This is a genomic window from Chryseobacterium sp. HR92 (assembly GCF_045689405.1).
GTDB classification, from domain to species: Bacteria; Bacteroidota; Bacteroidia; order Flavobacteriales; family Weeksellaceae; genus Chryseobacterium; species Chryseobacterium viscerum_A.
In genome coordinates, this window is the sequence record NZ_CP139139.1 from 5,009,278 (window position 1) to 5,023,405 (window position 14,128).

17 protein-coding genes are annotated in these 14,128 nt (G+C 35.3%); 15 read left to right on the forward strand and 2 right to left on the reverse strand.

The window, feature by feature from the left end:
• Window positions 1-59: 59 nt before the first annotated feature.
• The 14 genes from SFA27_RS22630 (at window position 60) to SFA27_RS22695 (ending at window position 10,785) form a co-directional block, all read left to right on the forward strand.
• Entirely contained in the window at window positions 60-614 is a 555-nt protein-coding gene (locus SFA27_RS22630) for a hypothetical protein (RefSeq protein ID WP_407295097.1), read from the forward strand.
• 12 nt (window positions 615-626) lie between these two features.
• Window positions 627-1,271, forward strand: a complete 645-nt coding sequence (locus SFA27_RS22635; protein ID WP_047376066.1) for a hypothetical protein — start codon at window positions 627-629, stop codon at window positions 1,269-1,271.
• A 13-nt stretch (window positions 1,272-1,284) separates the two neighbouring features.
• Window positions 1,285-2,055: a sensor histidine kinase gene (locus tag SFA27_RS22640; protein ID WP_407295100.1), complete on the forward strand. Its 771-nt coding sequence runs from the start codon at window positions 1,285-1,287 to the stop codon at window positions 2,053-2,055.
• Entirely contained in the window at window positions 2,052-2,696 is a 645-nt protein-coding gene (locus tag SFA27_RS22645) for a response regulator transcription factor (protein ID WP_047376062.1), read from the forward strand. Before SFA27_RS22640 ends, SFA27_RS22645 begins: the two co-directional genes overlap by 4 nt.
• 262 nt (window positions 2,697-2,958) lie before the next feature.
• The gene (locus tag SFA27_RS22650) at window positions 2,959-3,804 is read left to right on the forward strand and encodes a caspase domain-containing protein (RefSeq protein ID WP_407295103.1); all 846 of its coding nucleotides are present in this window, start codon (window positions 2,959-2,961) and stop codon (window positions 3,802-3,804) included.
• Between the two features lie 74 nt (window positions 3,805-3,878).
• Window positions 3,879-4,889: a trypsin-like serine peptidase gene (locus SFA27_RS22655; RefSeq protein WP_407295106.1), complete on the forward strand. Its 1,011-nt coding sequence runs from the start codon at window positions 3,879-3,881 to the stop codon at window positions 4,887-4,889.
• Between the two features lie 175 nt (window positions 4,890-5,064).
• Window positions 5,065-5,268 (forward strand): recombinase family protein, encoded by a 204-nt coding sequence (locus tag SFA27_RS22660; protein ID WP_407295107.1) that lies wholly within the window; start codon window positions 5,065-5,067, stop codon window positions 5,266-5,268.
• A gap of 350 nt (window positions 5,269-5,618) precedes the next feature.
• Window positions 5,619-7,349: a hypothetical protein gene (locus SFA27_RS22665; RefSeq protein WP_407295109.1), complete on the forward strand. Its 1,731-nt coding sequence runs from the start codon at window positions 5,619-5,621 to the stop codon at window positions 7,347-7,349.
• A 12-nt stretch (window positions 7,350-7,361) separates the two neighbouring features.
• Window positions 7,362-8,429 (forward strand): hypothetical protein, encoded by a 1,068-nt coding sequence (locus SFA27_RS22670; RefSeq protein ID WP_407295112.1) that lies wholly within the window; start codon window positions 7,362-7,364, stop codon window positions 8,427-8,429.
• A gap of 296 nt (window positions 8,430-8,725) precedes the next feature.
• Window positions 8,726-9,235 (forward strand): hypothetical protein, encoded by a 510-nt coding sequence (locus SFA27_RS22675; protein WP_407295114.1) that lies wholly within the window; start codon window positions 8,726-8,728, stop codon window positions 9,233-9,235.
• The gene (locus SFA27_RS22680) at window positions 9,232-9,579 is read left to right on the forward strand and encodes a tRNA-binding protein (RefSeq protein ID WP_047376054.1); all 348 of its coding nucleotides are present in this window, start codon (window positions 9,232-9,234) and stop codon (window positions 9,577-9,579) included. The genes SFA27_RS22675 and SFA27_RS22680 overlap by 4 nt, the downstream gene beginning before the upstream one ends.
• 19 nt (window positions 9,580-9,598) lie before the next feature.
• Window positions 9,599-10,300 (forward strand): 3'-5' exonuclease, encoded by a 702-nt coding sequence (locus SFA27_RS22685; protein WP_407295117.1) that lies wholly within the window; start codon window positions 9,599-9,601, stop codon window positions 10,298-10,300.
• Between the two features lie 3 nt (window positions 10,301-10,303).
• Entirely contained in the window at window positions 10,304-10,630 is a 327-nt protein-coding gene (locus tag SFA27_RS22690) for an SUF system Fe-S cluster assembly protein (protein WP_047376050.1), read from the forward strand.
• A gap of 11 nt (window positions 10,631-10,641) precedes the next feature.
• Complete coding sequence (locus SFA27_RS22695) at window positions 10,642-10,785, forward strand: hypothetical protein (protein WP_407295120.1); 144 nt, start codon at window positions 10,642-10,644, stop codon at window positions 10,783-10,785.
• 64 nt (window positions 10,786-10,849) lie between these two features.
• On the opposite strand, the gene SFA27_RS22700 is transcribed toward SFA27_RS22695, so the two are convergent.
• Window positions 10,850-11,686: a sulfurtransferase gene (locus tag SFA27_RS22700; RefSeq protein ID WP_407295123.1), complete on the reverse strand. Its 837-nt coding sequence runs from the start codon at window positions 11,684-11,686 to the stop codon at window positions 10,850-10,852.
• A 154-nt stretch (window positions 11,687-11,840) separates the two neighbouring features.
• Window positions 11,841-12,689 (reverse strand): hydroxymethylglutaryl-CoA lyase, encoded by an 849-nt coding sequence (locus SFA27_RS22705; RefSeq protein ID WP_047376045.1) that lies wholly within the window; start codon window positions 12,687-12,689, stop codon window positions 11,841-11,843.
• A 187-nt stretch (window positions 12,690-12,876) separates the two neighbouring features.
• On the opposite strand from SFA27_RS22705, the gene pepT reads away from it, so the two are divergent.
• On the forward strand, window positions 12,877-14,124 hold the full coding sequence (pepT, locus tag SFA27_RS22710; protein WP_047376043.1) for a peptidase T: 1,248 nt from the start codon (window positions 12,877-12,879) through the stop codon (window positions 14,122-14,124).
• The last annotated feature ends 4 nt before the right edge of the window (window positions 14,125-14,128 follow it).

Genomic DNA, 14,128 nt, shown 5'->3' on the forward strand with positions numbered 1-14,128 from the left:
CTCTTTTTTATAGTTGTACCGTTAGCTAATTTTGTTCAATAAAATTAAAAACCATAAAAATGAAAACTTCCTTTTTTACTAAGACTTTAAGTCTGCTCTGTGCAGCATTTATTCTAACCCTCTGTCTGCTAAGCTGCACCCGCTGCTCCGAACCACCTCAGGAACCCGTTAGTAACAGTTATAAAAAGAAACTGATCAGCTACCGTGAAGGCCGGGTCCTTTTTGATGAATACACCAGGACTAATCATGAAATTCTCATGAAGTACAGAAACGGTGAACCTGACTCCCGATGGTACTGGTTTTCGCTGGAAGATATGGAAGGCTATATTAAATACGTAAAAGAAAATGCAAAAAAACAAAAATTAAAAAATCCGGGAATCAGGATTTACATGGGAAAATATCCGATGAATCATCCTAAAAACAGAATGGCAAAACCGGAATATGCAGGTTATCAGACTATATTTTTAGTTCCTACTGCTCAAAAAAGAGAAAGAACCAACGCAGTGTCCAGATCAGCCACCACCGAGGAAAATACAGATGTTCCTTCTATAGAATCTATGAACATGACCAATCTGGCACCTCCACCAAAAACTCTGTCAGGAACAATGCCTTAAAAACACAAAATTATGAACTGGAATATTGAAACAGGGAAACAGATATCGATGATCCTATCCATCATAGTGATACTTTTAATGGTCATAAAATATAGAAAAACCGGAAAAGAGAACTTATTTTTTATTATTGGATATCTGTTGTTTTCCCTGATTGATATTTTCTGTTATTTCTACTACGACCTGACAAATCTGCCTACGGACATATTTTATGTAATTGGGTTTTTAATGATCGTATTCTTTTTATATTTATTTTATTATCACCAGTTATTATATGTTCCGCTGCTCAAAAAGATACAGACTATCATCCTGATTCTTTTTGTCCTAAATATTGCTGTAATGTTTTACATGGAAGATGATCTGCTTCATCACTTTTCTTTTAATATGCTGTATGTAGATATTCTTCTGTTGCTATTTTCAATTATTTTGTTCCTGTATCAAACCTTTAATTCTGATAAAATACTGGAAATCAAAAGCTATTTACCATTCTGGATATCAGTGGCTTTACTGATCTTTTTTATTGGAAGTATTCCGATACTCTTTTTCAGAACTACTGTTTCAGAGACTATTTATTTCTTCATTTTATTTATGCTGAATCTGATCAGTAACGGTATACTCATACTAGGCTTAATTTGGAACAAACAAGAAAAAATCAGATAAATCCTTTTCAGATATGGAAGAGAATAATTTGGTCATTATCTTTACGATTACTTTATTCATCGTTGTTTTAACAATGATCTTCATTTATGCTGTTTTCATCAAGAAAAAGACAACCTTGCTGATAGAGCAAAAAGAAAAAGATTTACGGTTTGAAAAAGAGCTGGCTACTTCACAGGTAGAAATGAAGGAACAGACCTTGAATTACATAGGCCAGGAATTACACGATGATCTTGGACAAAAACTTTCCGTGGTCCGATTGCGGCAAAACCAACTGATTACCAAATTAAAAAACAATGAAAAAGAAGACCTGATTGAGCTCAATGAACTATTGGGTGAATGTATACAGGATATAAGAAACCTGTCTAAAACATTAATTACTGAACAGATTATTCATTTCGGACTGGCAGAATCCGTTGAAAGAGAAGTTCAGCGGATCAAAAAGCTGAAATTATTAAAAATAGAGTTCATTACCCAGAAACAGGATATTGATATTTCCCCAAAACATGGTCTGATCCTTTTCAGAATTATCCAGGAAAGCATCAACAATATCCTGAAACATTCCAAAGCCAAAAATGTTTCCATACAAATGGAAGATGATTGTGAAAAACTGCACATCAGCATTTCCGACAACGGAAGAGGTTTTGATACTAGCAGTATTCAGGACGGCTCAGGATTAAAAAACATGGAACTGAGAGCAAAACTGATTCATGCCGAACTGTCTATACGCTCAGAATTGAATAAAGGAACACAAACTTTGATAACCTATCATAAAAATTTATTATGAAAACTATCCCCATAGCGATCGTTGATGATCATACCTTAATCTCCAAAGCTTTGGAAAATATGATCACAGAAAACACTCAATATCGGGTAATTATGAATCATCCCAACGGAGAAGAATTTATTGCAGGTGTGGAAAAAGCTTCTGAATTACCCGCCGTAGTACTGATGGATGTTAATATGCCTTATAAAAATGGTATAGAAACTACAGAATGGCTTACCGAGCATTATCCCGACATTAAAGTCATTGCCCTGACAATGGATGATGATGAAAAAGTTCTGATTAGAATGCTGAAAGCAGGTGCTAAAGGATATTTATTGAAAGATATGCAGCCTTCTATCCTATTCCAGGCCATAGACACCGTATTTGAAAAGGGCAGTTTTTATACTGATTTTGTGGCCCAGAAATTATTGAAAGTAAAAACAGAAGAAATGAAAAACGCCTCTCTGCTTTCTGAGCTGAAAGACAGAGAGAAAGAATTTATAAAGTGGGCATGCAGTGAACTTACCTATAAGGAAATTGCCGACAGGATGTGCCTGAGCCCGAAAACAATTGATGGCTACCGGGATTCGGTTTTTGTAAAACTGGACATAAAAAACAGAGCCGGACTGGTTCTTTTTGCGTTGAAACATGATCTGTGCTGACTTAATTTTAATCTTACTTCTTAGCCTATACAATAAACATCTTTACATTCTATTTACGTATCCGGCAGCTTTTCAAGCTGCCGGATACTTATTTCATAACAATCTCATATACAATTAAAAAGGTGTTTTCCCTTTTTCAAAATACGGTTTTCGCCTCTGTTTTTGCCTTTCGGAATGACGGAAATTTGTCATAGAAAAAAATACAGAAAGGCGGTACCTGAAAAGCCGAAACAGAGTAGGGAATATTTTTAAAACTAATACAATGAAAAAAGCACTTATCGTAGGTATTAATGATTATGCACCCATCGGATACGGAGGTCCGGACCTTAATGGCTGTGTAAATGACGCAAGAGATATGGCAAATACATTGGTTATTTGTGGTTTTAGTCCGACAAAGATTAAAATCCTGACCAATCAGAATGCCACAAGAGCGAATATATTAAACTATCTGAAATCCATGATCAGCACCAGTGTAAAAGGTGATTCTCTGGTTTTTTATTATTCAGGACACGGAACAAGAGTAGCCAATATAGGATCAGATCTGGAACTGGATGGTTTGGATGAAGCCATTTGTCCTCACGACTATGCCAATAACGGAGTCATCCGGGATGATGATTTCAAAACAGTTCTCAGCAAGCTAAAAGCCGGGGTTAATATGGAAGTGATCTTCGACTGCTGTTATTCCGGAACGGGAACCCGAAAAATGGATCTGGGACTGGAGGCAGACCTTCTCAATGAAACCGCCCGTTATATCCCGCCAATGCTTGAAGATGAATTTTATCTGACGTATACCAGTGAAATGGAAACTTCCAAAAGTTCAAAAAAATCAACCGTTCTTACTAAGGCTCTTGTCCCAGTTGCCGGAATGAATCATACGCTATGGGCTGCAGCGAAAGACAATCAGGTATCTATGGAAGGTACTATCAGCGGACAAATACGAGGATATTTCACCTATCATTTCTGTAAAATACTGCGTGCTACCAATGGAAATATCGTCCGAAAAACACTTGATAAGCAGGTTGCCGTCGCATTAGCAGCTATGGGAGCAGCCCAAATTAACCAAACGGAAAGCATCACTGCAGAATTTTCACAAAAAATATTCACTTAATCATAAAACCATTATCGGCGGAATCCGAAAAGCCATTAAAAGAGTAGGAACACACTAGATTAAAAATAATAATCATGTCTAAAATTGAAAACAACAACCCAATGACCGCTGAAGAGATTCTAAGACTTAGAACTGTTAAAGCAAAATCAACTGAAAAACCGTCAGCAATTGAAAAATTATCCAGCCAGGCTCCCGCTATGGAAACCATTAACGGAAGAACTTTCCCTAAAGGAATGAAAACAATAGGAATGCCCATGGATGAAAAAACAGCTGAAAACCGATCTTTGGAAACTGACCATTTTTATCCTACCCATGCTGATTTTGAATACAATCCAAAGCTGGAACCTAAAAAAGACCGTAAACCAAAATTCATTGACAGAGATTCTTTCCTGACTCCGGAAAATGCGAGAACTATTTTCGGAACAGACCAAAGAAAAGTATATAATTCTACAGCCTATCCATGGAGGTGTGTCGGCAGAGTAGAAAGTTCTTTAGGCTCAGGAAGCGGTGTAATGATCGGCCCAAGACACCTTCTTACCTGTTCTCATATTGTAGACTGGCAGCCTAATAATACTACAGGATGGCTGAAGTTTACACCCATGTATTACAACGGAAGCGCTCCTTACGGAACAGCCTGGGGAACATTAACTTATTACAAGTATAAAGTAGCAGGTCCTACTATCGACTCTACTGAGATTCAATACGATTATGTAGTGATTGTATTAGACAGACCTATCGGAAACAGCACAGGCTGGTTAGGCTCAAAATCCTACTCTGACTCATGGGATGGAGGAGCTTACTGGACCCATGCAGGATATCCGGGAGACCTTACAGGAACGCAAAGACCAACATACCAAACAGGTATCGCACTGGATGGAGATTTCTGGAGTGCTGATGACAACGAAAGCATGAGCCATAAAGCAGATATATGGCCTGGACAAAGCGGAGGTCCTTTTTGGGGATATTGGGACGGTTCTCCGTATGCTGTGGCTACTCAAAGCGCGCATAATCCAAGTGATAATTTTGCAAGTGGCGGCTCAGATTTAGTCAATCTGGTCATCAGAGCGAGAAATGAACATCCTTAATTTATTTTTTAATTTAAATCTATAGTCTGCCTTTCGAGGTAGGCTTTTTTTATGTTCGTTTTGTGATTCAATAAAAAACATCTATTTTTAAAATCAAATCAGTCTCATTTTCCATTTTATTAATAGTTTCGTAAATAAACCTTTTATAAGACTAAATTATGATAGTTGGATATGCTTGGGTTCAACTTCAGACCAGAATTTAAAAACTCAAATTGACCTGTTTGATCAAATTGGTTGTGAAAAAATTTACTCCGATATTGCTAATGGTGTAAGAAGAGATGACCGAAAAGGATTTAATGAAATGCTGACATATTTACGAAAGGGAGAGATTGTAATAGTTTATAAAACAAACCTAATTTTTCGCCCTCTTGAAATATGATTAACCTTTGATAAATTTAAGAAAAGAGGAGTCTTATTTAAGAACTTGAGCGAATCTGCATTTGATACAACTTCCGCCAAGGGTAAATTTATTATTTAGATTTTTGGAGTAGTCGCTGAATTTGAAAGAAATTTGATTAATGAGAGGATAAAAGTAAGATTGAAAAGAGCAAGAAAGAGAAAAAATTGTTAGAAAGACCAAAGAGCTTCAGCAAAGAAAGTTTAGATAAATATCAGTTTGCCAAACATTTATATGATAACAAAAAGTATTCCTATCGATAAAGCCTGTAAGCAAGCAGGAATTAGTAAAAACAACTTTTTATAGAATAGATAACATCTGAAAAAATCAAAATGAATAAACCACAAATATTAACTCTGAATATTACCCAAAAAACAAAAGACTTATTAATAAATAATGATTTTAATATTACTGAAGGTAGTTTGGGAAAAACAGTTAATCTTAAAGACAAAACTGGAGAGACATTCTGCTTAACGGGCCAAATCATTCCTAATAATTTACATGAATTTGATATTGTTATAGTTGACTTGACAAATGAAGAAATCATTGATTATGATGAAAAGCAACATATTAGAACAGTCAATAAAACCGGAAAAGATTTATATATTCTTTGCAAACCACCTATGAATTTGTTTGATCCCAGAGGGGTTTCTGCTCATTTTTTGGAAGAAAAAATAAAAAGTTGCTTTAATAAGGACTTCATGTTGATTGTGTTCCAAAATGAATATATGCAGCTTACTTATGAGTTTTATGATAAAAAGAGCCGTCAGAAACAATTAGCAATTTATAACCTCTATGAATTTGTCCCTAAACTTCCTTCTTTAGGAATTAAATATGGTTTAAAAACTCAATTAGCTTGGGACAAAAAACAAAATGAATTTCATAAATTTTTAACTAAATACCAATCAGAATATATATACCATAATATTTTTGAACCCCCTACTGTATGGAAAGAAGGAGAAAGAAAACCTGACCCTCATTTTTTCCCTTTACTAGTGAACAATGATGGAGATATAGTTTCTTATACGTACGGAAATCAAATTTCAAGAACATATTTATTTCCGGAATTAAAAGATAATTCAACTTTTTTATTAGAGTTTCTTCAAGAAATAGCACCAACTATTCAGCCTGAATTATTTCCCTTTTCTTCTCAAAAAAAATGGACAAGCCAAAATGAGTATGCTTTACCAAATCATTCGAAACTGATAGAAGAAAAACTAGACTTAGAGAAAGAATATGAAGAAAAAGTAAACATTAAAAATGATGAAATCTCAAAGAATATAGAAAAGTACCAGTTTTTACATAATCTTCTTACTGAAACTGGAGATTCATTAGTAACTGCTGTTATTGAATATTTAGAGTGGCTGGGATTAAGTAACGTAGTTGATATGGATGAACAATTAGAAGAGGGGGAAAAGAAGGAAGAAGACATTCAAATTGAGAACGAAAAAGGATTACTTGTCATTGAAGTAAAAGGAATTGGAGGAACTTCCAAAGATTCCGAATGTAGCCAGATTTCAAAAATAAAATACAGAAGAGCAAAGGAAAGAAATAAATTTGATGTATTTGGTTTATATATCGTTAATCACCAAAGACACATTCCCGCTTTAAATAGAAGTAACCCGCCATTTTCGGAGCATCAGATAAACGATGCAATCAATGAAGAAAGAGGGTTACTAACAACATGGCAGTTATTTCAACTATACTATGATATAGAAAATGGAATTATCAGCAAGGGAGAGGCACGAGATAGATTGTATGATTATGGGCTTATATCTTTTATACCTCATAATATAGTTGAAATAGGAACTGTAACTGAAACCTTTAAAGAAAATAAAGTATTAATTTTCACCATAAACAACACCTTAATAAGTGTGGGAAACATTTTATTTATTAGAATAAGAAATCGCTTTAAAAAAGTAAGGATTCTTGAGATAAAATTTAATGACAAGAATGTTGAAAGCATTGAAAATGGAGAAGTAGGAATATTGGTTGACATTCCAGTGCCTAAGAATTCTACGGTTTTTATGCAACAGGAAAATACCCCTCAAGAAAATGCATAAAATCATTAATAAATGAGAGATAATTTCACATCAAAGACAAAGGAAATATTAGCAAAAAGAGTTGCTTGGCGTTGCTCATTTCTAGGATGCAGGAGAATTACAGTAGGAGCAGGACATAAAAGCTCTAGTCATGTTATAAACTTAGGTGAAGCTGCACATATTTATGCGGCCTCACCTGAAGGTCCTCGTTATGATGAGAAAATGACCAAGGAGCAAAGGATTTCTATTGAAAATGGAATATGGTTATGCAGACAACATGCGAGAATTATTGATTCTGATTATTCTAACTATTCTGCAGAAACATTAATTCAATGGAAGCTAATTGCAGAAAAAGAAGCTATTAATCTACTAAAAACCCTTGAAAGGGAAAGTATAAGTTTACCAACAACTTTTCTTTCCATTGGAAGCAAAATCGTAGTCGAGGCAATCTGGAAATCTGTAAATAATGGAGTCTGGCAATTTGAAATTCAAAAGTTTATACTTGGCGAGATTAATGATATAAGAGTTTTTAATGATGAATCTATAGAGGAACTAAGATACATCGTTATTGAAACCCAGGGAGACGGAAGAATGATTTCAGGTGATTTAAATTGGGAGATTATTGACGGAAGATACAATATTTCTTTAACTCCTAAAGAAAAATCACCAAGAACTACACCTTATAATCTACAAGATATCTCAGAAGATTTTGAAATAGAAAACGGAGATTTTAAAATTGTAAAGGGAGAAGATTGTGCGAAACAGATAATAAAACTAACCTTAAGTACTGGATTCGGAGACTTAAAAAGCCATCCAATGTTTGGTTCATTACTTTCTTATTATTACCAAAAGTTTAAAAACAATATTTCAATATTAAATCGACTTATTAAATTAGAAATTACAAGATTGATTTCTATTCCTTATGCAGATAAATTGCAGATAAATGGGGTTCCTCCTTTAGATTTTATTAACAGGATTATAAATGTAGAAATAGGAGATATTGAAATTTTTGATTCAAAATTGCCAATTAAAGTTAAACTAGAGTGGGGGGATTATAAACATTGGGAAAGTATAATCGAAATTTATATTAATGAAAATTAATATAACATTATTGGGTCTCACTAACCGTATAAATTGAACAGTTATTCCGAGAAGAAATTTGCTCTATTTATAACACCAGCTAATTAAGTACTTTGATTATTGTTATTTTATCATTTTGGCTTATAAATTATCCTCCTCTTTTGGAATTGACAAAATTCCTTCTAATCACTAATTCAAAACTGTATGATAATGTGAGCCAAGGTTGAAAATAAATCATTTTTCTCTTGTCCTTTCAAATAATTAAAATATATCATAATTCTCAATATTTTAATACATTTGTTTAAAACATATTTCAGATGAATTTTGAACAGATCAATTTACACCTTGAGGCTTACAAAGAGCATGATCAGATTCTGGATGCAGCAAAATACCTGATCCATTCTTTTGATCTGGAACATGAAAACTTTGCAGGGTTTGGATTTAGGCAGGAATTGTCTCCTACCTCAATGCTTCTTACGGCAGAAGGTGAATTGGGCGGCCCGCAGACGGTCATGATTCCAAAAAATTTATTTGATTTTGACCTTAACCTTGTTCTGAATATGGTGGCCCACGAAATGCTTCATGTAAGACAAAAAGCTCCGGGGCAGGTCATTGAAGACAAAAATGAAAGAGAATTTCAGGCATATTATGAAATGCTTTTTCACAAAGTATTTCCACAAATACCGGACGTTTCGGATTTTCATAAAAAATTCTTCGGAGGAAAAGCGTTGGAATATTACAAAAGAATGGGTGAAGGTTCAGTGTTGCAGCAAAAATATGCAGAACAGAAAACAGAAGTAGAACATTTAATCAACGAATTACCATGACAGTAAAACCAGACATCACCTGGGCAGATTTTGAAAAAATAGACATCAGATGCGGAACCATTATTTCAGTAAATGATTTTGAAAAAGCAAGAAATCCGTCTTATCAACTGGAGATCGATTTCGGAGATTTAGGAATCAGAAAATCATCGGCACAAATTACTTCTCTTTATGAAAAAGAAGAACTGATAGGAAAACAGATTTTAGCCGTTGTTAATTTCCCTAAAAAACAGATTGCCAACTTCTTCAGTGAATGTCTTGTGCTAGGATTATATGGTGAAGACAAAAAAGATGTCACTCTTTTAGCTCCTTCATTACCTACGAAAAACGGAATGCAGGTAGGATAGATACCCAACAAAAACACATATGATACAGAACATACCCTTAGAAAGAGTTTTATTCCTTGATATTGAGACCGTTCCACAGGCTGGATCATGGGACGAATTATCCGAAACAGAACAATACCTGTGGGATAAAAAAACAAGATTCCAGAGAAAAGAAGATATCACAGCAGAAGAATTTTACGACAGAGCCGGTATTATGGCTGAGTTTGGAAAAATCATCTGCATTACTATCGGAATGGTTGAAAAGAATGATACGCTGAAAATAAAAAGCTTTTCCGGACATGATGAAAAGAAAATGCTTCAGGAATTCGGAGAAATTTTCAACAGCCCAAGGCTTCACAATATTATTCTCTGTGCACACAACGGAAAAGAATTTGATTTTCCCTGGATTGCCAGACGATACCTTATTAATGGGATACAACCCCCAACTCCCTTTCAGATGTTTGGGAAAAAGCCCTGGGAGGTTCCTCATATAGATACAATGGAACTTTGGAAATTTGGGGACTATAAAAGTTTTGTATCTCTGGAATTACTGGCGCATGTCTTTGGAATTCCTACTCCGAAAGATGATATTGACGGCTCAATGGTTTCATCAATTTACTACATAGAAAAAGACTTGCAGAGAATTGTTGACTATTGTGAAAAAGATGTCTTAACTTTGGCAAATATTTTCCGGCGCATGCGTCAGGAAGATTTGTTGAAAAGGAATATCAATCTAGATTAAAAAATGAAATTTACAGACGATCAAATTGCTGACATTGGTGAGGAAATCATTGGTGTGCTGAAAACCGTATATGACCCCGAAATTCCGGTAGATATTTACGAATTAGGGCTGATTTATGATGTCCAGATCTCCGATGATGCTGACGTAAAAATTATAATGACCCTTACTACTCCCAACTGTCCTGTTGCAGAAACACTTCCTCAGGAAGTAAAAGATAAAGTAGCTGAAGTAGAGCATGTAAAGAGTGTAGATTTAGAGCTTACTTTTGAACCGAGCTGGAATAAGGATATGATGAGTGAAGAGGCGAAGTTTGAATTAGGAATGCTATAACTCAGGAAATAATGGCAAAGAAAATTGGAGCGATAGTTCTTGCTTTTCTCGGTATTTATATGCTCTTTTTAGGAGCGCAGATGAAAGCACAGCCTCCTTTTATCACAGGAATCGGCTTCATCATTATTTCTCTGTTTCACTTGAGTAAAAAATAAGTACAACGTAATATGTACCCATAAAAAGGATGTCTTATCGGACATCCTTTCTTGTTTTCTATAATTATATTTCTTTTGCTATTTCCTTTCCTTCTCTCCTGCTCCATTCACTCCAGGAACCTACATACAGATCCGGCATCGGGAACCCTGCATAGTCCAAAGCTAAAATAGTATGACATGCAGTAACACCTGATCCGCAGTGAATAATCAGATGTTCAGGTTTATTTTCCAATAGTTTTCTGTATTTTTCTTTTAAAGTATCAGGGCTCAGAAAGTTTCCATTTTCATCAAGATTTTCAGAAAAAGGGATATTGATCGCTCCGGGAATATGCCCGGCAACCAGATCAATAGGCTCTGATTCTCCTTTATACCGATAAGCATCTCTTACATCAATAACAGTAGAAGAATTATTCTTCAAGTCACTTTCAACAATTTCAAGACTCGAAACCGGAAGCTCCCATTGATCTTTTTTGATTAAAGAAGCTTTATTAATTATTTCTTCTCCTGAAGAAAACTCTAAACCAGCTTTTTCTGCAGCCTGCATTCCGCCATCAAGAACCTGTACGTTTTCAAACCCGAAAGATCTTAACATCCACCATGCTCTTGCCGCTGTATTTGAAGCATTTTTGTCGTCATAAACAACGAGATGAGCTCCTTCATAAATTCCAAGATCTGAAAGTGTCTCTGCAAACTTTCCTACGGAAGGAAGCGGATGCCTCCCACCAAAAGCAGCATTCTCTCCTATCTCGGCCAGATCTTTATCCAGATCAATGAATCTTGCTCCTTTTATGTGCTTTTCAAGGTAGTTCTGTTTTACCTCTTTTCCAGTTCTTGCATCAAGAATAACAAGATTTTCTACTGGAATATTTTTTAGTTGGGATGATGAGATTATTGGAGACATTTTGTTGATTTTGGAATTGAAATTTAATTATGTTTTGGCTAAAGCCATTTGTATCTCTATATAGTAAAGCGGGCTAAAGCCCACTCCTATTGATTTTTCTCGCAGATTCTACTGATTGAGCAGATCTCTTTTCTATCTATGAGATTGATTCATTTTAAAAATGAAAAATATCCTTCGCTTTATTATAAGAGCTTTCAAAATTCAGAAGATTCAGTTTATGATCTACTTTTTCTACGCTCATAAAATTGATCACCTGCTCTGTAGGCATGTTTCCTACAAGATCATCTTTAGCCATAGGACACCCTCCAATTCCTTTGATGGCACTGTCAAATCTTCTGCAGCCTTTATCATAAGCTGCTTTTAATTTTGAATAGGAATCTTCATAGCGGTTATGAAAGTGTCCTCCAAAGTTGATTTCAGGATATTTTGAAGGTATTTTTTCAAACAAAAGAGCAATCGTTTCGGGAGTGGCCACACCAGTTGTATCTGATAATAAGATGTCTTTCACTCCGATATCTGAAAATCTTTGTGCCCATTGGTCAACATCTTCCCATTTCCACATTTCACCGTATGGATTTCCAAAAGCCATGGAGAAATAGATATTCAGCTGCTTTTCTTCACTTTTCACCAGTTCAAGCATTTTAATGATTTCATCAAAAGCTTCTTCCTGACTTTTATTGGTATTTCTGTGCTGAAAGGTTTCAGAAATAGAAAACGGAAAACCAAGAATATCAACCGACTGGTGTTTCAATGCTTTTTCAGCACCTCTGTAATTACCGATAATCGCGGAAACTTTCGTTTTGGAACGTGACTTGTCAATATTTTTGGCTACCTCATCAGAATCAGCCATCTGTGGAATTGCTTTCGGAGAAACAAAACTCAGACAATCCAATACATCAAAGCCAACATCCATCAAGGAGTTGATATAATCTATTTTTTTATCGGTAGGGATAAATTCTCCCCATCCCTGCATGGCATCTCTAGGACATTCGGTAAGAAACATTGTTACTTTTTGATTTTCTCAAATATAATAAAACTAAACTACTTAGTATACTGTACATACAAAGCTAACACTATTTTGATTTTCAAAGATTTATATCTGATTTATAATTTCAATAACTGATATTAAATCGCAAATAACGTATTCTCAGCATCAAATTTGCTAACTTTGTTAAAATTTATGATATCTGATGAGTACAATAGAATTCAACCCATTGTGGAAAGAAAAATTACTGAACCGTTTTCTTAGCTATGTAAAAATATATTCAACCAGCGATGCAGAGAGCGAAACAACACCTTCTACTCCTCGCCAGTGGGATATTGCCAATTATATTACTGAAGAGCTGAAAACCATCGGCCTGGAAAATGTTTCAATTGATGAGCATGGTTATATTATGGGATATGTTCCTTCTAACCTTGAAAATGATGACAGACCTACGATCGGATTTATTTCACACTATGATACTTCACCAGACTTCAGCGGAGAAAATGTAAAACCTCAGGTTTGGGAAAATTATGACGGTAATGATCTTCTTTTGAACCAGGCTACAGGATTCACATTATCCCCTTCAAGATTTGAAAGTTTAAAAAAATATATTGGCCAAACGTTAATTACTACTGACGGAACAACTCTTCTGGGTGCCGATGATAAAGCGGGTTGTGCAGAGATTGTAACAGCTGCGGAATATCTTATCGCTCATCCTGAAATCAAACACGGAAGAATTGCTATAGGATTTACTCCGGATGAAGAGATCGGAAGAGGAGCACATAAATTTGATGTAGCTAAATTTGGAGCAGAATGGGCTTATACTATGGACGGTGGGGAAGTTGGAGAACTGGAATATGAAAACTTCAACGCTGCCGGAGCTGTAGTAAAAATTCATGGATTGAGTGTACACCCAGGTTACGCTTACGGAAAAATGATCAATGCAGCGCTTTTAGCAGCTGAGTTTGCTCAAATGCTTCCGGCTAATGAAACTCCGGCAACGACAAAAGGTTTTGACGGGTTTTATCATTTAATGGAGATTACAGCTGATATCTCTGAAGCTAAACTTCAATACATTATCCGTGATCATGATGCAGATAAATTTGAAGCCAGAAAGAAATTCTTAGAAGGAAAAATCGCTGAATTCAATCAAAAGCATGGTGAAGGAACTGCTGAAGTGGAAATCAAAGAACAATACAGAAACATGAAGCAGCAGTTTGAAGGTAAAATGCATATTGTAGATCTTGCCGCAAAAGCAATGACTGAAGCTGGGATTGAGCCTAAGATCAAAGCAATCAGAGGAGGAACTGATGGTGCTCAGCTTTCATATATGGGACTTCCATGCCCTAATATTTTCGCAGGAGGAATCAACTTCCACGGGCCATACGAATATGTAGCTCTGGAAAGCATGGAAAAAGCAACTGAAGTAATTATTAATATTGTAAAAGCTTAATAAA

Coding starts and splice junctions, on each gene's coding strand:
- SFA27_RS22630 (WP_407295097.1), top strand. CDS start 60: ATGAAAACTTCCTTTTTTACTAAGACTTTAAGTCTGCTCTGTGCAGCA.
- SFA27_RS22635 (WP_047376066.1), top strand. CDS start 627: ATGAACTGGAATATTGAAACAGGGAAACAGATATCGATGATCCTATCC.
- SFA27_RS22640 (WP_407295100.1), top strand. CDS start 1,285: ATGGAAGAGAATAATTTGGTCATTATCTTTACGATTACTTTATTCATC.
- SFA27_RS22645 (WP_047376062.1), top strand. CDS start 2,052: ATGAAAACTATCCCCATAGCGATCGTTGATGATCATACCTTAATCTCC.
- SFA27_RS22650 (WP_407295103.1), top strand. CDS start 2,959: ATGAAAAAAGCACTTATCGTAGGTATTAATGATTATGCACCCATCGGA.
- SFA27_RS22655 (WP_407295106.1), top strand. CDS start 3,879: ATGTCTAAAATTGAAAACAACAACCCAATGACCGCTGAAGAGATTCTA.
- SFA27_RS22665 (WP_407295109.1), top strand. CDS start 5,619: ATGAATAAACCACAAATATTAACTCTGAATATTACCCAAAAAACAAAA.
- SFA27_RS22670 (WP_407295112.1), top strand. CDS start 7,362: ATGAGAGATAATTTCACATCAAAGACAAAGGAAATATTAGCAAAAAGA.
- SFA27_RS22675 (WP_407295114.1), top strand. CDS start 8,726: ATGAATTTTGAACAGATCAATTTACACCTTGAGGCTTACAAAGAGCAT.
- SFA27_RS22680 (WP_047376054.1), top strand. CDS start 9,232: ATGACAGTAAAACCAGACATCACCTGGGCAGATTTTGAAAAAATAGAC.
- SFA27_RS22685 (WP_407295117.1), top strand. CDS start 9,599: ATGATACAGAACATACCCTTAGAAAGAGTTTTATTCCTTGATATTGAG.
- SFA27_RS22690 (WP_047376050.1), top strand. CDS start 10,304: ATGAAATTTACAGACGATCAAATTGCTGACATTGGTGAGGAAATCATT.
- SFA27_RS22695 (WP_407295120.1), top strand. CDS start 10,642: ATGGCAAAGAAAATTGGAGCGATAGTTCTTGCTTTTCTCGGTATTTAT.
- SFA27_RS22700 (WP_407295123.1), bottom strand. CDS start 11,686: ATGTCTCCAATAATCTCATCATCCCAACTAAAAAATATTCCAGTAGAA.
- SFA27_RS22705 (WP_047376045.1), bottom strand. CDS start 12,689: ATGTTTCTTACCGAATGTCCTAGAGATGCCATGCAGGGATGGGGAGAA.
- pepT (WP_047376043.1), top strand. CDS start 12,877: ATGAGTACAATAGAATTCAACCCATTGTGGAAAGAAAAATTACTGAAC.